Raw genomic sequence first — 21,828 nt, forward strand, 5'->3', positions numbered from 1 at the left:
GTCCTGACGGACTACCAGATCGCCTCGACCCACTCCGGGTGGTCGATGAAGGGGTTCCGGTTGCCCTGGTACGTGTTGAAGATGACGTCGTTGCGACGCTCCTCGAAGGCGCTCGGCGGGTCCTGCTCGTTCCACTGCTTCAGGACCGAGAGACGGCCGTGCCAGGGGCTGCTGCCGTTGCTGGTCGACTCGTTGGGCTCCAGGTCGGCCCAGGCGTCGTCGCCCTCGTAGCGGACGGCCATGTAGAGGATCATACGAGCCACGTCGCCCTTGTCGGCGTTGCGCGGCTCGAAGGAGTCGGAGTCGGTGTAGCTGCCGGTGGCGCCGCCGACCGGGCTGCCGCCGAAGTCCCAGTCCTTGTTGCCGCGGATGCTGTTGACCTGGACGTCGCAGGCGCGCAGGTGGTGCAGGTCCGTGCCCGGTCCTGTCGAGGTGCCGAAGTCGCCGTGGGACTTGGCCCACACGTGCTCGCGGTTCCAGTCGCCGACGTCGCCGCCGTTGAGGGACTTGCTGCGCGAGACGCCGCTGTACAGCAGGATGACGTTGTTGGTGTTGTTCGGGTCCTGGTCGGTGACCTTCAGGGCGTTCCAGACCGCGCTGTACGAGATCTTGTTCTGGGTGCTGATGATGGTGTGCAGCGCCGACTTGAGGCTGGTGCCGGTCTTGCCGACGGCGTTCTTGTAGTACGTGGAGTCGTACGCGGTCGTGGTGGCGGCGGCGGGGGTCGCCGTGACCGTGGGGAGCGTGAGGCCGACGACGGCGGCCGACATCGCCGCCCAGACCTTCCAACTGCGTATCCGTGCAACCGACATGGGGGCCCTTTCCCGGGGACGGGCACGCGGGCGACCGCCGTGTGCCCGGCTCGAGGGCGGCGGTCTACGCGTGTTGACTTCGTGTCATCCGGGAGGTTCGCACGAGAGAGGGGGTTGTCGTGTTACGGACAAAGAGCCATTCGGTGACGTTCTCGCATACGTGGCAACCGCTCACGGGTGAATGGCGCCACTTCGACCTCAGGCGCCCCGGAGGTCCACCGGCATCCCCTTCGGCTCCTTGATCCGCTTCATGATGATCTGGGAGTTCACCTCGGTGACCCCGGCCAGCGCCGTCAGCTGCTCGATCCACAGCCGCTCGTACGCCGAGAGGTCCGCCACCGCGATCCGCAGCAGGCACCCCGGGCTGCCGAAGAGGCGGTACGCCTCGATGACGTCCGGAATCGACTGGAGCGCCGCCTCGAAGGCCTCCACCGTCTCCCGGTCCCGCTTCACCTCGACGGAGACCAGCACCTCGAAGCCCCGGCCCACCGCCTCCGGGTCGATGATCGCCCGGTACCCCCGGATCACCCCGTCCTGCTCCAGCTGGCGCACCCGGCGCAGACAGGGGGAGGGGCTCAGTCCGACCCGCTGGGCGAGCTCCTGGTTGCTCAGCCGGCCGTCCTGCTGGAGCTCGCGCAAGATGTGGAGATCGATTCGGTCCATGGCGCCATTATCTGCCACACAGAAACAATTCTGCGCCCACATTGGCAATCGAATGCCCCCCTCTTTGGCCTACCGTTGCCGAGATGGCCCCGGAACCGGGTGGGGCCGTGGCACACCAGGCACGGAGAGGCGGCGGACATGCAGCGGACGAACGACGGAAGCCCGCGGCGGATCGTCGTCATCAGCACCGGCGGCACCATCGCCAGCCGCTGGCAGGGGACCGGCTACGCGGCCGACGCCTCCGGCGACGACGTCCTCGCCACCGCCCCGCTGCCCGAGGGCGTGACCGTCGAGGTCCGCGACCTCTTCAACGTCAACAGCTCGCTCCTCACCGCCGCCCACCAGCTCGTGCTGCTCCGCGCGGTCCACGAGACCCTGGCGGACCCGGGCGTCGACGGCATCGTCGTCACCCACGGCACCGACACCCTGGAGGAGACCGCCTTCCTCCTGGACCTCCACCACGACGACGCCCGTCCGGTCGTCCTCACCGGCGCCCAGCGCCCCTTCGGCACCGGCGACGGCGACGGCCCCGGCAATCTGTACGACGCCCTCCAGGTCGCCGCGACCGTCCGCGACCTCGGCGTCCTCGTCGTCTTCGACGGCCGCGTCCACGCAGCCCGCGGCACCGTGAAGACCCGAACCCTCGCCGCCGACGCCTTCTCGGACCCGTCGGCCGAGCGCCTGGGCCGGGTCGGCTTCTCCCGCGTCGACATCGAGCGCCTCCCGGACCGCCCGGCCGTCCTCCCGCTGCCGTCCGCCGCCCGCACCGCCGACCCGGACGCGGGCCGCGGCGCGCTGCCCCGGGTGGACGTCGTCTTCCACCACACCGACGGCGACCGGCTCCACTTCGACGCGGCCCTCGCCGCCGGGGCCCGCGGCATCGTGCTCGTCGCCACCGGCGCCGGCAACGCCACCCCGGAGATCGCCGAGGCCGTCGCCGAGGCCACCGCGCGGGGCGTCCTCGTCGCCGTCACCACCCGTGTCCCGGCCGGCCCGCTCGCCGAGATCTACACCGGCGGCGGCGCCGTCGACCTCGTCGCCAACGGCGGCCTGCTGACCGGCACCCTCCGCGCCGGCCAGGCCCGTATAGCCGTCCTCTCCGCGCTCCTCGCCGATGTCGACGGCGACGGCCCGGCCCGCCGCACCGCTCTCCTGCGCCGCCTCCTCGAAGGCCCGGTCCGTCCCGCCCCGGCCCTCGCCACCGGCAGCTCCCGCGAGGCGACCCCCACCCCGGCCCCGGCCCGCGCCTGACGCCTCCGACCGGGCGGGCCTCGCCCCCCTGGCACCGGCTCGCGGGTGTCGGACCCCACCTCTCCGCCCGCGAGCCGGAAACACCCCCCGTACGGCCCCGGTGCCTTCGCGCGGCGTATCCCGCGGAGCGATCAAGAGGGCGTATCCGGCCAGAAGTTACCCGTCGGTTTCTCGTGACTTCCTCGGCGGCCAGTCGTAGAACGTGTTCCCATTCACTCACGAGTGAGGAAGATCACATGAGTGAACACCCCCTGTCCGCCCAGGGAATCCACGGAGTCAGCCGCCGCCGCTTCCTGACGGGAACAGGTTCCGTTCTCGGTGCCGCCGCCCTGGCCGGCACCCTCACCACCCCCGCCCGGGCCGAGGGCCCCGGCCTGAACATCTGTCCCCTTCCCGACGGCTCCCACGTGCGCGCCCTCGTCGTCGGCACCGGCTACGGCGGCTCCGTCGCCGCCCTCCGCCTGGCCCGCGCCGGCGTCGACGTCCACATGATCGAGATGGGCATGGCCTGGGACACCACCGGGCCCGACGGCAAGATCTTCGCCAACACCACCACCCCCGACTACCGCTCCTTCTGGCTGCGCACCCGCACCAAGCAGCCGCTGAGCCAGTTCCTCGGCTTCCCCCTCGACAAGGACGTGCCCCGGCACACCGGCATCCTCGACGCCGAGGACTTCGCCGGCATCACCGTCTACCAGGGCCGCGGCATCGGCGGCGGCTCCCTCGTCAACGGCGGCATGGCCGTCACCCCGCTCCGCGAGCGCTTCCCCGAGATCCTCCCCACCGTCGACCCGGCCGAGATGTACGCCACCTACTACCCGCGCGCCAACGCGGGCCTCGGCGTCACCTCCGTCGACGAGGCCTGGTGGGAGAGCACCGACGCCTACCAGTACGCGCGCGTGGGCCGCAAGCACGCCCAGCGCTCCGGCTTCCCCTTCGTCTTCGTGCCCAACGTCTACGACTGGGACTACATGAAGCAGGAGGCCGCCGGAGCCGTACCGAAGTCCGCCCTCGCCGGAGAGGTCATCTACGGCAACAACCACGGCAAGAAGAGCCTCCAGAAGACCTATCTCGCCCGGGCCGCCGCCACCGGCCGGGTCACCGTCTCCGCCCTCCACCGCGTCACCTCGGTCGCCCCGGCCGCCGCCGGCGGCTACACCGTCGCCATCGAGCAGATCGACACCACCGGCGCCGTCCTCGCCGCCAAGACCGTCCGCGCCGACCGGGTCTTCTTCGCCGCCGGCAGCGTCGGCACCAGCAAGCTCCTCACCCGCCTCAAGGCCACCGGCGCCCTGCCCGCCCTCAACGAGCACATCGGCAAGGGCTGGGGCGACAACGGCAACGTCATGTGCGGCCGGGCCAACCACATGTGGGACCCCACCGGAAAGCTCCAGTCCGCCATGCCCACCGCCGGCATCGACAACTGGAACGCGGGCGGCGCCTTCGCCGAGGTCGCCCCGCTGCCCACCGGCATCGAGACCTACGCCTCCTTCTACCTCTCCATCACCCGCACCCCGCACCGCGCCGAGTTCACCTGGAACCAGGCCGCCGGCCGCGTCGACCTCAGCTGGGACCGGTCCTGGAAGCAGGCCTCCATCGACATGGCGAAGTCCATCTTCGACAAGATCAACGCCAAGGAGGGCACGATCTACCGCACCGACCTCTTCGGCGCGTACAAGATCTGGGGCGACCACCTCACCTACCACCCCCTCGGCGGCGCCGTCCTCGACCGCGCCACCGACAACCACGGCCGCCTCCACGGCTACCAGGGCCTCTACGTCGTCGACGGCTCCCTGATCCCCGGCAACACCAGCGTCAACCCCTTCGTCACCATCACCGCCCTCGCCGAACGCAACATGGAGCGCATCATCGCCGAGGACTTCTGAGTGACCCGCCCCACGCGAAGGCCGGCCGGTTCGCGCACCGGCCGGCCTTCCCGTGCGTCCGGGCTCACCCCGTCGGCAGCACGCACACCTCGTCGAGCCCGAGCACCCGGTTCAGCCGCCCGAAGGCCAGCCACGAACCCAGGCTCATCGTCAGCTCCACGATCTCCGCCTGGCTGTAGTGCGCCGTCATCCGCGCCCAGAACTCCTCGTCCAGGCCGTGGTGGTCGAGCGCGTACCGCTCCGCGTACTCCGCCGCGAGCCGGGTCCGCGCGTCGAAGGCGTCCGACACCTCCGTCGTCCGCCAGGCCGCGACCACCTCGTCGAAGCCCTCCTCGACCTTCTCCCCGTCCCGGTCCGTACGCCAGTCCAGACAGAAGCCGCAGCCGTTGATCTGCGCGATCCGCAGCCGCGCCGCCTCGAACTCGCGCAGCCCCAGGGTCGTATGGGCGTACACCGAGAGCGAGAAGTTCGCCGCCGCCGTCCCGATCTCCGGGACCATGTCGCCCCACACGTACCCGATCGGCTCCTGCCCCTCGGGAATGTCGATGATCACCGTGGTCTCCTTCCCAGCTTGCCCACCGCCGGGCGTATCGGCACGTCCAGCGCGTCGTACAGCCCCGGTCCGGCCGCCGTCAGCCAGTCGATCGCCCCGACGAGGCGTCCCACCGCCGTCGCGTTCCCGCCGGCCGCCCGGTTCTCGCCCTCGTCGGTCGCCGCCACCGTCACCTCGATCCGCGGCCGGCCCTCGACGATCACCCGGTGCGCCCCGGCGCCGTCCGGCGGCACCGGCCAGTCGGGGGCGCAGGACGGGTGGATCCGGGTCACGTGCTCGATCACGATCCGCGGCTCACCGCCGACGATCCCCTGCACCTCGAAGCGGACCGCGCCCTGCGTGCCCGCCTCGAAGACGCCCATCGTCCGCGTCCGCACGGTCGATCCGAGCGGCCGGCGGTCCACCGTCTCGCGGATCTCCTCCACCTCGGCGCCGAGCGCCCGCGCCATCAGCCGGATCTGCCCGCCCCACACCATCGTCGGGACGGACGGGAAGAGCATCGGCGGCTCGTAGTCGAGCGGCTTGCCCATCCCGATCAGCTCGCGCACGGAGAACTCCTGCTCGTACGTCGAGTAGTCGAAGATCTCCTGGCAGCGGACCGCGTCCACGGTCGTGCCCAGGCCGCTCACCAGGAGCGGCAGCACGTCGTTGCCCCAGCCCGGGTCCACCCCGGAGGCGAAGAGCGAGCCGCCGCCCTCGGCCACCGCCGCGAGCACCGGGTCGCGGAACTCGGGCGGGGCGCTGCGCGGGTCGTACAGCGGGTACAGCGACGGCGTCACCACCACCGCCCCCGCCGCCACCGCCCGCACCACGTCCTCCAGGGCGCCGTCGGGCCGCACGTCCCCGGAGGCCGCGTACACCACGGCCCCCGGACGCGCGCCCAGGACCGCCCCGACGTCGTCGGTCGCGGCCACGCCGAGCTCGTGCCCGAGGCCCGCGAGCGCGCCCGCGTCCCGGCCCACCTTCGCCGGGTCGGCGACGAGGACCGCCGCGAGTTCGAGCCCGGGATGGGCGTCCACGGCCCGGATGGCCGCCCGCCCGACATTCCCGGTTCCCCACACCACCGTCCGTATCATGCGCGGAGGGTAGCGCCGGGGGGCGGAGGTTCCCAGAGCCGTGACGCCACGATCTGACGAGACGTCAGATTCCTTGCCCTGTACGTCCGGTCAGGCCAGTCGCAGCGTCACGAACGGGATCGTGTCCCCCGGCAGCACATACCGCTCCACCTCCGTGAAGCCCCGCGCCAGCGCGAACCGCAGCCCCTCCTCGTTCGAGGCGAGCACCACCGTCTCCACCCCGTCGCCGCCCAGTGTCCGCGCGTGCGCGAGCCCCCGCTCGTACAGCGCCGTCCCGTGACCCCGGCCCCGGTACTCCGGCAGGATCCGCGCGATCACCGTCACCGCCGGCGTCTCCCCGTCCGGCGGCCGCACCGTCGAACAGCCCACCGCCACCCCGTCCAGATACGCCACGTCCAGCCGGTTCCGCCCGGCCCGCTCCCGCACTTCGTCGGCCGACAGCGGCGCCGTCGGGATGATCGTGTTGTGGACCGCCCGCCAGTCGGCCAGCTCCCGCTCGCCCGCCGCCGGAACCACCCGCAGCTCCCCGTACCCCTCAAGATCGCTCATCCCCGCACCCAACCCCGCCCCCGCCCGCGGGTCAACCCGGTTCGGGACCCCACCCGCTCCGCCGTACGGGTGGGCCGCCGCCACCCCGCGCAGCGCCGCCCGCCGAACGGGTACGGATCGCTCCACTGCCCCCGGCCAGGAGGATGCCTTCCCATGCCCGCCTTCGTCCGCAAGGGCGCCCCCGCGCTCCTCGGCGCCGGCACCTTGTGCGCGGCCCTGCTGCTCACCGCCTGCGCGCACCCCGCACCGACCACCCCGGCCGCGCCGACCACCCCCGCGCCCGTGAAGAGCTCGGCCGCCGCGTCCGCCGACGCCCGCCCCCGGACCGCCCCCCACCTCCCCGGCCTCGGCCCCCTCACCCAGGCCCGGATCCCCGACGGCGCCACCCAGGCCCTCGTCGTCACCGGCGACACCGAGAACAGCAACACCGCCACCGCCGTCCTCCACCAGCGCGCCCCCGGCGGCCGCTGGTACGAGGCCGGCGGCCCCTGGCCCGCCCGCAACGCCCTCAAGGGCTGGACCGCCGACCACTCCGCGGGCGACCTGCGCACCCCCATCGGCGTCTACCGCATCGGCGACGCCGGCGGCCGGCTGCCCGACCCCGGCGGCCGCCTCCCCTACGACGAGGACCCCGAGTTCGCCATCAGCGGCACCGGCTTCCGCGGCGAATCCCTCGAAGGCTCCTTCGACCACGTCATCGCCATCGACTACAACCGCGTCCCCGGCCGCACCCCGCTCGACAAGGAACGCCCGCTCGGCGCCGACAAGGGCGGCGGCGTCTGGATCCACGTCGACCACGGCGGCCCCACCCAGGCCTGCGTCGCCCTCGACCGCGACGACCTGCGCGCCCTGCTCCTCGCCCTCGACCCCGCCGCCGAACCCGTCGTCGTCATGGGACCGGCCCCCGAACTCGCCCGCTGAGCGGGCGGATCCGGGGGCCGGCCGGGACGTGGGGGAGCGGGCTCAGCCGACCGCTCCCCGGAACGGGCCGGTGTGCAGCCGGACCTGATCGGCCGTCAAATAGGAGTCGGTGTACTCGAAGTCCCGCAGCGTGCCCGCCTTCGACGCCAGGAACCCGGTCCGTACGTAGTCGTCCCCGGCCACCGCGTTCAGCAGCCAGTTCGTCATCACCCGGGTCTTCGCCACGTTCGTCCGCAGCGCCGCCCAGTGGTAGCCGCGCGCCACCGCCTGCGCCGCCGGCCCGTGCAGCTCCACGCCCAGCGGCTTCGACACCCCGTCCATCCCGCCCAGGTCCACCACCAGACCCAGGTCCTTGTGCGTGTACGGCTGGAGGGACCCGCCGCGCAGGGTCGCCACCAGGTTGTCCGCGAGCGCCTTGCCCTGCCGCATCGCGTGCTGCGCCGTCGGCGGGCAGATCGCGCCCTCCTCGCCCTTCGCCAGGTCCGGCACGGCCGCCGCGTCACCCAGCGCCCACACCCCGTCGACCCCCGGCACCCGCATCTCGGGCGTCGCCACGAGCCGGCCGCGTACGGTCTCCGCGCCGACCGTCCCGACCAGCGGGCTCGCCGCCACGCCGGCGGTCCAGATCAGGGTGCGGCACGGCAGCACCCGGCCGTCCGTCAGGGTGACGTTCTCGTCGTCCACCGAGGCCACCGACACCCCGAGCGAGACCTGGATGCCCCGCTTCGTGAGGATGTCCATCGCCGCCGCGCCCAGCTTGTCGCCCAGCTCGGGCATCAGCCGGGGCGCGATGTCCACCAGATGCCACTTGATCAGGGCCGGGTCGAGCCGCGGATAGCGCTTGACCGCGTTGTGGGTGAGCAGCTGGAGGCAGGCCGCCGTCTCGGTGCCCGCGTAGCCGCCGCCGACGACCACGAACTGCAGCCGCGCCGCCCGCTCGGCGTCGTCGTCGCTCGCGTCCGCCAGGTCCAGCTGGGCGATCACGTGGTCCCGCACGTAGACCGCCTCCGCCAGGGTCTTCATGCCCCGGGCGTGGTCGGCGAGCCCCGGGATGTCGAAGGTCCGGGTCACGCTGCCGGGGGCGAGCACCAGATGGTCGTAGGGTTCGACGTCGTACTCCCCGGTGATCGTCCGGACCACCACGGCCTTCGCCGCCGTGTCCACGCCCACCGCGCCGCCCGGCACGATCCGCGTCCGGTGCTTCTGGCTGCGCCGCAGCGACAGCGCCACGGACTGCGGCGTCAGGACGCCGGCCGCCACCTGGGGGAGCAGCGGCAGGTAGAGCTGGTACGAGAAGGGCGAGAGCAGCGTGATCCGCGCCTCCCGCTCGGTCAGCCGCCGTTCGAGCCGCTTCACACAGCCCACGCCGGCGAACCCGGCACCCACCACGAGGATCCTCGGTCGCGTCACGGTTGCCGCCTTCCGTATGAGCGTGCGGTGTGCCGCCCCTGGTGACCACCTAGAGGTATATGGCACTTTCTCGCTGAATGTCCGTGGTTCACCCTTTCTATCGCCATTGCTGCGGTATCGCTCCTCGGCATGGTCCGCTCCGGTCCCGTGAGGCTCGACGCGTCCGGCTCGTCGTCGGCCTCCGGCGGGCGGCCTTCCGGGACCCGGGTTACGTTGCCCGAGGACCCCGCACGGAAGGCGGCACCCGCCCATGACCACGTACCAGGTCGGCTACTTCGTCGGCAGTCTGTCGACGAAGTCCATCAACCGGATCCTCTCCCGGGCCCTGATCAGGGTCGCCCCGCCGGGCCTCGAGTTCCGCGAGATCCCCATCAAGGACCTTCCGCTGTACAACCACGACTTCGACGCCGACTACCCGCCGGAGGGCGAGGCGCTCAAGAAGGCCATCGCCTCGGTGGACGCCGTCCTCTTCGTCACCCCGGAGTACAACCGCTCCATCCCCGGCGGCCTGAAGAACGCCATCGACTGGGCCAGCCGCCCCTGGGGCACGAACTCCTTCACCCACAAGCCGTCCGCCGTCATCGGCGCCTCCCCGGGCAAGATCGGCACCGCCGTCGCCCAGCAGAGCCTCCGCTCCGTCCTCAGCTTCTGCAACTCGCCCCAGATGAACGCCCCCGAGGCGTACATCCAGTTCACCCCCGGCCTCTTCTCCGACGACGGCGAGGTCACCGACCCCGCCACCCAGCAGTACCTCGCGGACTTCATGGAGGACTTCAAGGCCTTCATCGAACGCGTCCTGACGGTCCTGCCCCGGACCTGACCCCCGAGATCCGCGAGGCGATGCGCAGGCCGATCATCCGAAGTGCAGCTCGGGATCGGACACGTCACCGTCGCGGAGCAGCCTCACGTCCGCGCGGTAGTCCACCGGCGTCCGCCACGGCCCCCGGTCGCCTTGGCGCGGCAGTTCGTCCACGGCGCGCCGGACGTACCCCGCGCCGAGGTCGAGGAGCGGACGGGTCGGCATGGCGGGATCGGCCGGCTCGGGGCGGCAGACGGCCAGGCCGTGCGCGTCCATGTGCCGGAGCAGCCGGCAGAGGTGCTCGCCGACCAGGTCGATCTTCAGCGTCCAGGACGCGTGGGTGTAGCCGATCGCGAGGGCGAGGTTCGGCACCCCGGACAGCATCAGCCCCTTGAAGACGACGGTGTCCGCGAGGCGCACCGGGGCGCCGTCGACGGTCAGCGAGATGCCGTCCAGGAGCCGGACGTTCAGGCCGGTGGCGGTGACGACGACGTCCGCGTCGACGTGCCGTCCGGAGGCGAGCTCCACGCCGGTCTCGGTGAAGCCCGTGATCCGGTCGGTCACCACCGTCGCCCGGCCCTCCCGGACCGCCGTGAACAGGTCGCCGTCGGGCGCGGTGCACAGCCGCTGGTCCCACGGCTCGTACGGCGGGTTGAAGTGCTCGTCGACCGGATAACCGGGCGGCAGCAGCCGGGCGTTGAGCCGCCGGATCAACCGGCGCGCCGCCTTCGGACACCGCCGGCAGAAGCGGAAGAACGCGCTCTGCAGGAGGACGTTCTTCCGGCGGATCAGCGCATGGGCGCGCCGCTCGCCGAGGCAGCGGCGCAGGACGCCGGCGAGCGCGTCGTCCCTGTTCACCGGCAGGACGTACGTCGGGGTCCGCTGCACCATCGTCACGTGCGCGGCGGTGCCGGCCAGGGCGGGCACCAGCGTGACGGCGGTCGCGCCGCTGCCGATCACCACGACCCGCTGCCCCGCGTGGTCGAGGCCGTCCGGCCAGTGCTGCGGGTGCGCGACCGTGCCGCGGAACCGCTCCCGGCCCTCGAACGCGGGCGTGTAGCCCTCGTCGTAGCGGTAGTAGCCGCCCGCGGCGACCAGCCAGCCGCAGGTCAGCGTGGTCGACTCGCCGGTGTCGGCGCGCTCCACCTCCACGGTCCACCGGGCCCGCTCGCCCGACCAGGAGGCGGCGCGCACCCGGTGGTGGTGGCGGATGGCCCCGTCGAGGCCGTGCTCGGTCGCCGTCTCGCGCAGGTAGTCCCGGATCCGGGACCCGTCGGCGATGGCCTGCCGGTCCCGCCAGGGCTTGAAGGCGTAGCCGAAGGTGTGCAGGTCGGAGTCGGACCGGATGCCGGGGTAGCGGAAGAGGTCCCACGTGCCCCCGAGAGAGGCGCGGGCCTCCAGGATCGCGAAGCTCTTCCCCGGCAGCTCCCTGCGCAGGTGGCAGGCGATGCCGATACCGGACACCCCGGCGCCCACGACGAGCACGTCCAGGTGCTCGACGGCGGCCGGCCCGGTTCCTCCGGTCACCCGCCCGGCCGTTTCCGCGGCGGTGTCGCTCATGCCCCGCCCCCGGCCTCGGCCCCGGCCCCGCCCGTGACCAGGGCGTTCACCAGGCGGCGGACCGCCGGGCGGGGGTCGGGGGAGTCGGGCCACGTGGTCATGAGGAGGTGGTGGCCGGCGCCGACCAGGGCGAGGGCGGCGGAGGCCGGGTCCAGGGAGGCGGGGGTACGTCCGAGGGCGCGTTCGGCCTCCAGGTAGGCGGCGACGGCCTCCTCGATCGAGGCGAAGCCGGGCGCACCGGCCGCCAGGGCCTCGCGGACGCGCAGCGCGGCGGCGGGGCGGGCCATGGCGAGGCCGGAGACCGCGGGGCCGCCGGAGTCGAGGAGGGCCCGGACGACCGTGTCGAGGTTGCCGGCCACCGTGCCCTCGCCGACCTGCCCGGCGAGGGCCCGCGCGCTCGCCGTCGTACGGGCGAAGCGGTCGAGGCACAGCTCGGCGACGAACTCGTCGAAGCCCTCGAAGTGCGCGTGCAGCAGCCCCTTGGCGCATCCCGCCTCGGTGGTGACGGACCGGCTGGTCAGCGCCCCCGGCCCGTCCCGCTCCACGACCCGCTCCGCCGCCGCGAACAGCCGTTCGCGCACATCGGGCGTCGCCACTCCACGCGGTGACATGAACCCGCCGTCCTCTCCGTCGTACGTCGCTCGTGCGCCCCCGGTGTCGGACCGCGGGATCGCCTCGACCTGGATCGTAAACGGGATTGCCGGAATGGGCACATGCCCATACGGTGGGGCGCACGAGAATGGGCGCCCGCCCATTCTCGTCCCGTCACCCGCGGAGGCAGCCGTGACCGTCATCGTCAACACCGCGCAGGACCAGGCCTGGAACGGCCCGGAGGGCGCCCACTGGGCCCGCCACCAGGACCGCTGGAACGCCGTCAACGACGGCTTCAACGAGCCGCTGCTCGACGCCGCCCGCGTCGGGGACCGCCACCGCACCCTCGACATCGGCTGCGGCGCCGGCCGGACCACCCGGCTCGCCGCCCTCCGCGCCCCACGAGGACACGCGCTCGGCCTCGACCTCTCCGGCCCGATGCTCGCCGAGGCCCGCGCCCTGGCGGAGGCCGAAGGGGTACGCAACGCCACCTTCACCCGCGGCGACGCCCAGACCCACCCCCTTGACGAGGGCGCCTTCGACGCCGCGATCAGCCGCTACGGAGCCATGTTCTTCGCCGACCCCGAGGCCGCCTTCGGGAACATCGCGCGCGCCCTGCGCCCCGGCGGCCGGCTCGCCCTCGTCTGCCCGTCGGACCCCGACCTCAACGGCTGGGTCACCGCCATGGCCTCCCTGCGCGGCATCCTGCCGGTCGGTGACTTCGCCCGCCTCGGACATCCCGGCATGTTCTCCCTCGGCGAGCCGGACCGCGTCCGCGCCGTCCTCACCGCCGCCGGCTTCACTGCGATCACGCTCGACGAGACGCGCGCGTACGGCACCTGGGGCCGGGACGCCACGGACGCGGCGGACTTCCTCCTCGCCACAGGCCCCGGCCGCCACCTGATGGACCGGGCCGACGAGCCCGCCCGGGCGCGCGCCCGCACCGCCCTCACCGACCACCTGCGCGCGCACGAGCAGCCCGACGGCACGGTCAGGCTGCTCAGCACGGCATGGCTGATCACGGCGGACAGGCCGTAGAAGGCCGGCCGTCGCACGGCTTCAGAAGACGACCACGCCCAGCGGGCGCGAGCCCGCCGCGAGGCGCTTCACCTCGCCGGAGTCGAGGTCGACGACGCTGATCCCGTCCCAGTACCCGTCCCGCGTGAACCCGCCGGTCACGTACGCGGTCCGGCCGTCCTTCGACACGGCGACGTCCTCGTGCGGCCCGTCGAGCGGGTAGACCCGCTCCATGCCCTCGGGAGACCGGACGGTCAGCGACGGGCCCCGGTCCTCGCTCGGGTCGATCGGCCCGGTGCCGACGGCGTACAGCGTCCCGTCCGCCGTCACGGTCGCTCCGTGCTGATGGGTGTCGGCCGTCATGTCCTCGACCTCGACCCGTCCGGTGGCCGGGTCCACGACGGCGAGCCGCTCGCCCTCGAAGGGCAGCAGCAGCTTCCCGTCCGAGGGGCGCACGGCGGTGTAGTGCGGCTTCAGCCAGGAGCCGAGCCCGCCCTCCGTGCCGTACGGGGCGACCTCGACGCGCCGGGCGTCGAGGGAGTCCGCGTCGACGACGGTCACGTCGAAGGAGTCGTGGTTCGTCGCGTACACGGCGGACCCGTCCCGGCTCACGTCCACGTCGAACGGCCGGCGCCCCACGTCGACCACGTCCACGACCTTCACGGACGCGGTGTCGATCACCTCCAGGGTGCCGTTCCCGCCGGGCACGTTCACCCCCACGTACGCCCGCCTCCCGTCCGGCGACAGCGCGATGCCCATCCCGCCGCCCCGGTACTCCCCGGTGGTCACCGGGCCGGTGTCCGTCCGGTACGGGACGAGGGCCAGGCGCTCACGGGTGGCCGTGTCGACGACGGCGACGCCCTCGGCCGTCGCGACCCAGGCCCGCCCGTCCTTCCCGAGGGCGAGCCCGTACGGAGCGGTGCCCACCTTCACGGAGCCGGTGGCGCCGCGCGCGGGATCGACGAAGGTCACCGTGTCCGCCCCGAAGTCACTGACGAGCAGCGTCCCGGCCACCGGCTTCGCGCCGGCCTGCGCGCCGGGCTCGGCGGTCCCCGAGGAGGGCGGGGGAGTGACGGTGACCGCGGGGGTGGGAGCCGCGCCCGCGGACCGGCTCGGCGCGGCGGCGGGAGCCTCGTCGGCCTGGGCGCATCCCGACAGCAGGACCCCGGCGACGGCCGCGGGCAGCAGGACGCGAGCGGTTCGGGACGTGCGGGGGGTCTTCGTCATCTCGGGCTCCTCGGACGCGGGACAGGAGGAGGACACCGCGCGGACCCGGCCCCTCCCGTACTCCGATCCTCCGGCTGCCGGACACCGCGCCCCCTCGCCCGCCCGTCCACACCCACCGACCCCTCCGGTGGACCCGGGGGTCGACCGATCGGATGACCCGAGGTGCGGGCCGGGACGTCAGCGGTAGCGGGCGGCGCCGCCGGCGTCGGGCAGCTCGTGCTCGAAGTCGCACGCGGCGAGGGCCCGGTACCCCATGCCCCACAGGGTCCGCAGCAGCGTGGCCACGGCCTCCACCACCTCGGCGGGCGCCGCGCCGGGCGAGGTCTCGCCCTCCAGGACGGTCGGCCACGGGAGGAAGTCGTCCGGGTCGGCGCGGTCCCACGTCCGACAGCCGTTGTGGTCGCCCGTGATCCGGAGCGGACCGAGGATCAGGTCGTGCCGCGCCGTGGTGGGGACCTCGGTGCCGCCCAGGGCGGTCCGGAGACGCTCGACGATCGTCTCAGGATCCGCCACGGCGACGTAGACGTCGAAGAACGCGTACGGGCCCTCGGTCACGAGCGGCCTCCTGCCTCGGTCGTCGCGGTGGGCCGACGACCGTCCCCGTACGGAGGCGGCACGTCGTCCCACGGGCCGGGGCCGAGCCGCTCGACCGCCTCGAACCACCGGCCGGCCCGCTCGGCGGGGAGCCGGCCGACCCCATGGGCGAGGCCGTGCCCACGGCGACGGGGGCGGAAGCCGACGACCGCGTACGGACCGTCGTACGCCTCCGCGAGCGCGTGGCGTCCGACGCGTGCGCGCACCGCCCCGCACCGGAGCCCCGTTGTCGACGCCGCCTTCCGACCCCTGGGGGAGCCGGCTCAGCCGCCCTGCGGCAGTGAGCGCATGGCGACGACCCCGGCGTGACCGGCCGGGCCGCCCTGGCCGGGGACCGCAGCGGGACCCTGGAGGCCCGCCTGGCCCGGCAGACCCGCGGGGCCCGCCGTCCCGGGCTGGCCGGGCATCGGCTGACCGGGGACCGCGGGAAGAGCCGGAGCCGACATCCCGGGCTGACCCTGCTGCATCCCCTGCATCCCCTGCTGCATCCCGGGCTGGCTCTGCATTCCAGGCTGTCCCATCGGCGACGGACCGGGCAGCCCGGGACGGCCCAGCTGCGGCTGCCCCTGCATCCCCTGCATCCCCGGCTGGCCCTGCGTGCCCGGTCCGCCCATCGGCTGTTGACCCTGCATGCCCTGCATCCCCGGCTGGCCGGGCATCTCCTGCATTCCCTGCATCCCCTGGAGGCCCGTCGGCGCCCCGGCACCCATCGGCGGCTGCTGCGGCGTGGGCGCGGGAAGCTTGATGTAGCGGCTCAGGTCCCGCAGCACCTCCTCCGCGGTCTGGCGCACGTCACCGGGAACGTCCCCCCGCTCCCGTATGAGCTGGGCGTAGATCGGTGCGGTGCCGTCCGCGTGGTTCATGGAGTCCGTCGCTTCCTGTCAGCTGGGTCGGTGCCGCGCACCGGCGGGCAGACGGCGAGTCTACGGGGAAGCGCCGACAGCCCGCGGCGCGGGGAGCCCGCCGCCGCCCGCCCGGGGGACCCTGTACGAGACCCTTCGACGGACACGGGCACACCCCCGTCCGTGTCAGGATCGAAGGATGCCTGAGAAGATCATCGCCGCGTGTGACGGCGCGTCCAAGGGAAATCCCGGCCCCGCCGCCTGGGCCTGGGTCATCGGCCGCGCGGACGGCACCCTGGAGCGCTGGGAGGCCGGACCGCTCGGCCGCGCCACCAACAACGTGGCCGAACTCACTGCCCTGGAACGGCTCCTGGAGACCCTGGACCCCGCGGCCCCCGCCGAGATCCGGATGGACTCGCAGTACGCCATGAAGGCCGTCACCACCTGGCTGCCCGGCTGGCGCCGCAAGGGCTGGAAGACGGCCGCCGGCACCCCGGTCGCCAACAAGGACCTCGTCGTCCGGATCGACGCCCTGCTCACCGGCCGGGACGTCGACTTCGTCTACACCCCCGCGCACCAGACCGACGGCGACCCCCTCAACGACGCCGCCGACCGGGCCGCCAGCCACAGCGCCAGGACCCAGGAACCCCTCGGCTCGGACGCCGGCTCCGCCCTGCCCGACCCCGAGCCCGCCTCCGCGCGGGCCTCGGCGCCCCGCACGCCCCGGGCGCGCTCCTCCGCGCCGGGCGGATCCACCGGTTCCGGCGCCCGCCGGAGTCGCCCGTCCGGCGGCACCCTGAAGGCCAAGTTTCCGGGCCGCTGCCGCTGTGGGCGTGCCTATGACAAGGGGGAGAACATCGCCAAGAACAGTGAGGGCTGGGGCCATCCCACCTGCGTCTGAGCACTGAGGCCGTCCGAGGGGCGGGCGACCCCGTCCGCCCCCTGAGACCGCCCCGGGGGGCTCTCCGGCAGGCTTCACCCGCGCGTGGATCCGGGTTCTCCGCAGGTTCTGTTCTCAGAGCAGTTGTGGCTGCATACTGTTCCTCCTCGCACCTGGTGACGAACCGTTTTGCCTGCTCATCCGACGTCTTCGACGTACATCGGCACCCGGCGAGATTCCCCCCTTCACTTCCGGCGCACAGCGTCGTGACGGAAGTGACCCCTGCCCGTGAAAGACCCGAGGTTCCGTGCCAGTACCTGTTCTCCTGACCGGGCGCTCCGTGCGCCTGGAGCCGCTGGCGATGCGGCACGCCGAAGCCCTTGCGCGGGCCGGCGAGGCGGACCGATCGGCCTATGCCTTCACTCCCGTGCCGAACGGCCTGGAATCCGCGCTCGACTACATCGCCCGCGCCCTGGCCGAACAGGCCGCCGGGCGCTGTCTGCCCTTCGCCCTGGTCAGTACCGCCGACGACCGGGTGATCGGCTCCACCCGCTTCCTCGAACTCGACTACTGGCGGGGCCCGCTCGTCTGGCCCCCGACCCCCGGCCACCCCCACGGGGATCCGCTCACCGCGGTCCCCGACGCCGCCGAGATCGGGAACACCTGGATCTCCGGCGACGCCCGGGGCACCGGCATCAACACGGAGGCGAAGCTGCTCATGCTCCGCCACGCCTTCGACGTCTGGGGCGTCCGCCGGATCACGCTCCGTGCCGACGCCCGGAACACCCGCTCGCGCGTCGCCATCGAACGCCTCGGCGCCACCTGCGAGGGCACCCGCCGGGCCCACTCGCGCGGCCTCGACGGCGCCGTCCGGGACACGGCCTTCTACTCGATCCTCGACGAGGAATGGCCCACCGTCCGGGACATCATCGAGCTGCGCCTGAGATCCCCCCGCCGGGGCAGGGCCCTCCAGGACCTCCTCCCGGCCTGAACCACCGGGCGCCGCCTGACCTGCGGGCGGCGCCACGGGGTGGTTCCATGGAGACGACGGGAAGGACTCCGCGTGAGGACACGGAGTAGCGGTCCCCGAGGCCGCGCACCGTGCAATCAGGATCCGCGAGAAGCGGGTGAGTCCTTCCCGCCCCCTCTTCCCCAACTTCCGCACGCCTTCCCTCGCCGACACCCACCGGGACGGGCGAGGGAGGCGGTGCCCATGAACGGCGGCGCGTGGACGGTCCTCGCCGTGGCCGGCGTCACGGCCACCTATGCCCTCGGGTCACGTCGGCTGGCGACGACCCCGCTCTCCTCGGCCGTCGTCTTCACCGGCTGCGGCGTCCTCCTCGGCCCGGCCGTCCTCGGCGTGATCGACACCGACGAGGCCGGGCCCATCACGGCCCTGCTCGAAGCGGCCCTGACCCTGGTCCTGTTCACGGACGCCATGACCGTCCGCCGCCGCGACCTCACCCGCGGCGGATTCCTGCCCCGCCGGCTGCTCGGGATCGGCCTCCTGCTGAGCATCGCCGCCGGCTGGCTCCTCGCCTGGCCCCTGCTGCCCGGACTCACCGTCTGGGAGCTCGCCCTCGTCGGCGTGATCCTGGCACCCACCGACGCCGCGCTCGGCAAGTCCGCGATCTCCGACCGCCGCGTCCCGCCCCTGGTCCGCCAGGGCCTGAATGTCGAGAGCGGCCTCAACGACGGCATGGTCCTGCCCTTCTTCGTGGTCCTCCTCGCCACGATTCCCGGCACCTCGTACGCGTCCGAGGGCGTGGCCGGCACCTTCTGGCGCTCGCTGCTCCTGAGCACCGTCCTGGGCCTGCTCGTCGGCGGCGGCGCCGGACAGCTGCTCCAGACCGCCCGGGCGCGCGGCCTGATCACCCGCGAGTGGCGCCACGTCTACGTGCTCGCCGTCGCGGCGGGGGCGTACGAACTGGCCGTCGTCGTCGACGGCAGCGGCTTCATCGCCGCCTGGGTCGCCGGCTTCGGCTTCGGCCGCGCCCTGCGGAACATCCCCGCGAGCCCGCCGGGCACCACCGCGCCGGGGCGCGACGGGGACCCGGAGGCGGACGGAGACCGGGACACCACCGCGGACCTCGCCGAGGACCTCGGCGGTCTCCTCGCCTCCCTCGCCCTGCTCCTGTTCGGTGCCGTCCTGCTCGGCCCCGCCCTCCAGCACCTCACCTGGCCGGTCGTCGGCTACGCCGTGCTCAGCCTCACCGTCGTCAGGATGGTTCCGGTCGCCGTCTCCCTGCTCGGCAGCGGCCTGCGGCTGCCGACCGTCCTCTACATCGGCTGGTTCGGTCCCCGCGGCCTCGCTTCGGTCGTCCTCGGACTCCTCGTCGCGGAGGAGCACGTCGCGGGCACCGAACTGCTGGGCCGGGTCGTGGCGGTCACGGTCGCCCTGAGCGTCCTCCTTCACGGCGCCACCGCCTCCGTACTCGCCGGCGCGTACGGCGCCTGGTACCGCCGGGCCTCCGCCGCCGCCCGTGCTCCCGGTCTCAAGGAGTCCGCCGAGGTCCCGCCGGGCCCGCGTCGCCGCCGGCTGGGACGCCGCCACGAGGGGTCGGGAACCTAGTGACCTGGTGTTGAGTCCGTGGGTCGCCACGTGAGGCGACCGCTGTTTCAGATTGCGGTGTTCGCCTGCGGCGGGTCACGCGTTCGCGCTGTGCTGCGGGGGATGGGCGATACCCGGCTGGAACCTGTCGTGCTGTCGGAGGCCGAGCGGCTGACGCTGGAGAACTGGGCCAAGTGCCGCTCGACCGCGCAGGGGCTGGCCGTTCGCGCGCGCATCGTGCTGGCGTGCGCGAAGGGCTGGAGCAACACCGTGGTCGCCGCGCGGCTCGGTGTCGGCACAGGCACCGTGCGTCGCTGGCGAACCCGCTTCCTGCGCGACCGCCTCGACAGGTGGAAGACGTCGTGGCCCGCCCCCTGGAACAGACTCCTCCCGGCGGGACGCACTGGTCCAAGCGGGAACCGGCCAAGGTCGTGGGTTCTTCCCGGTCGGCGTGCTGAGGATCTGGCACGCCTCCGGCCTCCAGCCGTGGCGGACGGAGACGCTCAAGATCTCCCCGGACCCGTCCTGATCGACAAGATCCGCGACGTCGTCGGCCTCTGCCTCGCCCCGCCGGCGAACGCCGTCGTCTTCGCGATGGACGAGGAGCCGCAGATCCAGGCCCTGGAGCGGACCGCGCCGGTGCTGCCCATGATCCCGGGAGTGCCCGAGCGGCGGAGCTTCGACTACATCCGGCACGGGACCGTCGACCTGTTCGCCGCCCGGAACACCGCCACCGGCAAGGCCCTGGCGGTCCACGTCATCTGCGACAACCTCTCCGCCCACAAAGCCCCCGTGGTGCACAAGTGGCTCCTCGCGCACCCCCGCTTCCAGCTCCACTTCACCCCGACCTGCTCGTCCTGGATCAACCAGGTCGAACGGTGGTTCGCCGAACTGGAACGACGCTGCCTCGCACGTGGGGCGTTCTGCTCACTCGACGCCCTCAAGACCGCGCTCGAAGAGTGGACCAAGGTCTGGAACGACGACGCCCGGCCCTTCCAGTGGACCAAGACCGCCGACCGGATCCTCGACCGCATCTGCCGCCACTGCGACAGGATCTCCGAACCGGTCACTGGGCGCCGCCGCGCGCCGCGCCGCTCCCGGGACCACCATGGAAGCAGCGCGGGTACCGGCGGGGCCGGTACCCGGCGGAGCGAGAGCGAGGTCCGTCATGGCCACCACGCACACCCCTCACCGGTCCCACGGCACCACCCAGCTGTGGGCCGGGGGACTGACCGTCTTCGCCGCCGTCATGCTGGGGATCACCGGAGTCGTCGGTGTCTTCCGGGGCATCATGGCCATCGCGGAGGACGACGTCTTCCTGACGACGCCGAACTACGTCTTCCGGTTCGACCTGACGGGATGGGGCTGGATCCACCTCGTCCTCGGCGCCGTCGCGCTCGTCGTGAGCTTCGGCCTCTACAAGGCGTCGATGTGGGCACGGGTGGCCGGCGTGGCCATCGCCGCCCTCGTCGTCATCGCCAACTTCCTGTCCCTGCCGTACTACCCCGCCTGGTCGATCCTGATCATCGCGATGTCCGGTTTCGTCATCTGGGCGCTGTGCGTCGTGAAGCCCGACGACGCGGCCTGAATCCCGGGGGCGTCACGCCAGCTGGTAGAGGCCGCGGCTGATGAGCCACAGCCCCAGCGCCAGGCACACGCCGATCACCGCGGGCTCCTTGTGGCGCCGCAGCCAGTCGTGCAGCCCCATCAGGGCGTTCGCGGACCGCTCCGGCGCGAAGACCATCGACAGCTCCATGGCCAGCAGGCTCGACGTCGCCACGAGGCAGAAGGCGGCCAGGGCCACGACGGACCCGGCCTCGGAGAGATCGGCGTGGACGACGGTGGCGGCCGCGGCGCCGACCATCCCCCACGGCTGGAGGAGTACGGCGAGGGCCGCGGCGGACCAGAGCGAGGCGCCCTTGCGCGCGGTCCGGTCCGCCGGGTCCTCCTCCGCGGCCTTCGGCGCGACCGCGCCGCTCCGCACCCGACGCCACCGGTGCACGCCGTAGCCGACCAGACCGACACCGAAGAGCAGCGAGACCCAGAGCGCCGCGACGGACGGCGGCGAGCGGGGCGCCGGCGGCTCGCCTCCGGTCAGGAGCAGCACCAACGTGATCACCAGCACCAGACACGCCACCCAGGCCAGGATGAACACCAGCCCCTTGCGCACCCCGCGCGGCGAGGCCAGCACCAGGACGAAGGCCATGACGGGCAGCGGGAAGAGGGTCACCGCCAGCCCGATCAGCAACAGGTCAAGCGCCATCGCGACACCACCCGGGACCGAGACCGAGACCGAATCCGAAATCCAAAATCCGAGATCCGAAATCCAAGCCGCTTCCGCCCCCGCCCCCCGTACCCGCAAGCCTTGGCGCGCCAGAGGTCGTCACGAACGCCCGACCGAGTCCATGACGCCACGGGCACGTTCACGGAGGCTCCTCACCGCCCCGCGCGCCTTCGCCTTCGCCTGGTCCGTCCTGCCCTCGGCCTCCAGCCGCTTGTCGCCGGTGAACCTCCCGGCGAGCTCCTTGAACCTGCCCCGGGCCTTGTCGACGGCGCTGCCCATGACCGCGATCCCTCCTCGGTACCAGCCCCCGATCCACGCTAGGCCGCCGCGGCTCCCCCCGCCCGTCGGCCCCGGAGCGGGCC

23 protein-coding genes and 1 pseudogene are annotated in these 21,828 nt (G+C 73.2%); 10 read left to right on the forward strand and 14 right to left on the reverse strand.

The features are described from left to right. Positions 1-11 precede the first annotated feature (11 nt). Both HHL19_RS17055 and HHL19_RS17060 read right to left on the reverse strand, forming a co-directional pair. Positions 12-812, reverse strand: a complete 801-nt coding sequence (locus HHL19_RS17055) for an endonuclease (RefSeq protein ID WP_169090456.1) — start codon at positions 810-812, stop codon at positions 12-14. A gap of 198 nt (positions 813-1,010) precedes the next feature. Next, positions 1,011-1,475, reverse strand: coding sequence for an Lrp/AsnC family transcriptional regulator (locus HHL19_RS17060; protein ID WP_169090457.1), 465 nt, complete (start codon positions 1,473-1,475; stop codon positions 1,011-1,013). A gap of 138 nt (positions 1,476-1,613) precedes the next feature. On the opposite strand from HHL19_RS17060, the gene HHL19_RS17065 reads away from it, so the two are divergent. Next, positions 1,614-2,726, forward strand: coding sequence for an asparaginase (locus tag HHL19_RS17065; protein ID WP_169090459.1), 1,113 nt, complete (start codon positions 1,614-1,616; stop codon positions 2,724-2,726). Between the two features lie 236 nt (positions 2,727-2,962). After that, the gene (locus HHL19_RS17070; RefSeq protein WP_169090461.1) at positions 2,963-4,612 is read left to right on the forward strand and encodes a GMC oxidoreductase; all 1,650 of its coding nucleotides are present in this window, start codon (positions 2,963-2,965) and stop codon (positions 4,610-4,612) included. Positions 4,613-4,676: 64 nt separating this feature from the next. On the opposite strand, the gene HHL19_RS17075 is transcribed toward HHL19_RS17070, so the two are convergent. The 3 genes from HHL19_RS17075 to HHL19_RS17085 form a co-directional block, all read right to left on the reverse strand. Then, entirely contained in the window at positions 4,677-5,165 is a 489-nt protein-coding gene (locus tag HHL19_RS17075) for a carboxymuconolactone decarboxylase family protein (RefSeq protein WP_169090463.1), read from the reverse strand. Further along, on the reverse strand, positions 5,162-6,241 hold the full coding sequence (locus HHL19_RS17080; protein WP_169090465.1) for a dihydrodipicolinate reductase: 1,080 nt from the start codon (positions 6,239-6,241) through the stop codon (positions 5,162-5,164). Before HHL19_RS17080 ends, HHL19_RS17075 begins: the two co-directional genes overlap by 4 nt. Positions 6,242-6,331: 90 nt before the next feature. Next, on the reverse strand, positions 6,332-6,790 hold the full coding sequence (locus HHL19_RS17085) for a GNAT family N-acetyltransferase (protein WP_169090467.1): 459 nt from the start codon (positions 6,788-6,790) through the stop codon (positions 6,332-6,334). A 153-nt stretch (positions 6,791-6,943) separates the two neighbouring features. Between HHL19_RS17085 and HHL19_RS17090 the strand changes: the two genes are divergently transcribed. Continuing rightward, on the forward strand, positions 6,944-7,711 hold the full coding sequence (locus HHL19_RS17090) for a L,D-transpeptidase family protein (protein WP_206325282.1): 768 nt from the start codon (positions 6,944-6,946) through the stop codon (positions 7,709-7,711). Positions 7,712-7,753: 42 nt separating this feature from the next. Here the strand turns inward: HHL19_RS17090 and HHL19_RS17095 are convergent, their stop codons facing one another. Beyond that, a complete protein-coding gene (locus HHL19_RS17095; protein ID WP_169090469.1) occupies positions 7,754-9,121 on the reverse strand; it encodes an NAD(P)/FAD-dependent oxidoreductase in 1,368 nt (455 codons plus the stop codon). A 250-nt stretch (positions 9,122-9,371) separates the two neighbouring features. Between HHL19_RS17095 and HHL19_RS17100 the strand changes: the two genes are divergently transcribed. After that, complete coding sequence (locus HHL19_RS17100; RefSeq protein ID WP_169090471.1) at positions 9,372-9,941, forward strand: NADPH-dependent FMN reductase; 570 nt, start codon at positions 9,372-9,374, stop codon at positions 9,939-9,941. A gap of 33 nt (positions 9,942-9,974) precedes the next feature. On the opposite strand, the gene HHL19_RS17105 is transcribed toward HHL19_RS17100, so the two are convergent. Both HHL19_RS17105 and HHL19_RS17110 read right to left on the reverse strand, forming a co-directional pair. Further along, positions 9,975-11,480, reverse strand: coding sequence for an NAD(P)/FAD-dependent oxidoreductase (locus HHL19_RS17105; RefSeq protein ID WP_169090473.1), 1,506 nt, complete (start codon positions 11,478-11,480; stop codon positions 9,975-9,977). Continuing rightward, entirely contained in the window at positions 11,477-12,091 is a 615-nt protein-coding gene (locus tag HHL19_RS17110) for a TetR/AcrR family transcriptional regulator (protein WP_169090475.1), read from the reverse strand. The genes HHL19_RS17105 and HHL19_RS17110 overlap by 4 nt, the downstream gene beginning before the upstream one ends. Before the next feature lie 172 nt (positions 12,092-12,263). On the opposite strand from HHL19_RS17110, the gene HHL19_RS17115 reads away from it, so the two are divergent. After that, a complete protein-coding gene (locus HHL19_RS17115; protein WP_169090477.1) occupies positions 12,264-13,109 on the forward strand; it encodes a class I SAM-dependent methyltransferase in 846 nt (281 codons plus the stop codon). A gap of 21 nt (positions 13,110-13,130) precedes the next feature. Here the strand turns inward: HHL19_RS17115 and HHL19_RS17120 are convergent, their stop codons facing one another. From HHL19_RS17120 to HHL19_RS17135, 4 genes are all read right to left on the reverse strand, one after another. Beyond that, entirely contained in the window at positions 13,131-14,315 is a 1,185-nt protein-coding gene (locus HHL19_RS17120) for a YncE family protein (RefSeq protein WP_169090479.1), read from the reverse strand. Positions 14,316-14,492: 177 nt separating this feature from the next. Then, positions 14,493-14,870 (reverse strand): hypothetical protein, encoded by a 378-nt coding sequence (locus HHL19_RS17125; RefSeq protein WP_169090481.1) that lies wholly within the window; start codon positions 14,868-14,870, stop codon positions 14,493-14,495. Further along, on the reverse strand, positions 14,867-15,115 hold the full coding sequence (locus HHL19_RS17130; protein WP_169090483.1) for a hypothetical protein: 249 nt from the start codon (positions 15,113-15,115) through the stop codon (positions 14,867-14,869). Before HHL19_RS17130 ends, HHL19_RS17125 begins: the two co-directional genes overlap by 4 nt. A 57-nt stretch (positions 15,116-15,172) precedes the next feature. After that, positions 15,173-15,772 (reverse strand): hypothetical protein, encoded by a 600-nt coding sequence (locus HHL19_RS17135; protein ID WP_169090485.1) that lies wholly within the window; start codon positions 15,770-15,772, stop codon positions 15,173-15,175. A 178-nt stretch (positions 15,773-15,950) separates the two neighbouring features. Between HHL19_RS17135 and HHL19_RS17140 the strand changes: the two genes are divergently transcribed. The 5 genes and pseudogenes from HHL19_RS17140 to HHL19_RS17160 all read left to right on the forward strand — a co-directional run bounded on the left by HHL19_RS17140 (position 15,951) and on the right by HHL19_RS17160 (position 20,770). Beyond that, positions 15,951-16,652 (forward strand): ribonuclease H, encoded by a 702-nt coding sequence (locus tag HHL19_RS17140; RefSeq protein WP_169090487.1) that lies wholly within the window; start codon positions 15,951-15,953, stop codon positions 16,650-16,652. Positions 16,653-16,938: 286 nt separating this feature from the next. Next, positions 16,939-17,622: a GNAT family protein gene (locus tag HHL19_RS17145; RefSeq protein WP_169090489.1), complete on the forward strand. Its 684-nt coding sequence runs from the start codon at positions 16,939-16,941 to the stop codon at positions 17,620-17,622. A gap of 222 nt (positions 17,623-17,844) precedes the next feature. Then, the gene (locus HHL19_RS17150) at positions 17,845-19,203 is read left to right on the forward strand and encodes a cation:proton antiporter (protein ID WP_169090491.1); all 1,359 of its coding nucleotides are present in this window, start codon (positions 17,845-17,847) and stop codon (positions 19,201-19,203) included. Positions 19,204-19,305: 102 nt separating this feature from the next. Further along, positions 19,306-20,244: pseudogene (locus tag HHL19_RS17155) on the forward strand (IS630 family transposase); the annotation flags it as partial. 106 nt (positions 20,245-20,350) lie between these two features. Next, positions 20,351-20,770 carry a hypothetical protein gene (locus HHL19_RS17160; protein WP_169090493.1) on the forward strand — a complete coding sequence of 140 codons (420 nt, stop codon included), beginning with the start codon at positions 20,351-20,353 and terminating at the stop codon, positions 20,768-20,770. Positions 20,771-20,782: 12 nt separating this feature from the next. Here HHL19_RS17160 and HHL19_RS17165 read toward each other — a convergent pair whose 3' ends face one another. After that, positions 20,783-21,445: a GAP family protein gene (locus tag HHL19_RS17165; protein ID WP_169090494.1), complete on the reverse strand. Its 663-nt coding sequence runs from the start codon at positions 21,443-21,445 to the stop codon at positions 20,783-20,785. A 120-nt stretch (positions 21,446-21,565) separates the two neighbouring features. Continuing rightward, entirely contained in the window at positions 21,566-21,745 is a 180-nt protein-coding gene (locus HHL19_RS17170; RefSeq protein WP_169090496.1) for a CsbD family protein, read from the reverse strand. Positions 21,746-21,828 lie beyond the last annotated feature (83 nt).

The sequence above is a fragment of the Streptomyces sp. R302 genome (genome assembly GCF_012927245.1).
In the GTDB taxonomy this organism is placed as follows: Bacteria; Actinomycetota; Actinomycetes; order Streptomycetales; family Streptomycetaceae; genus Streptomyces.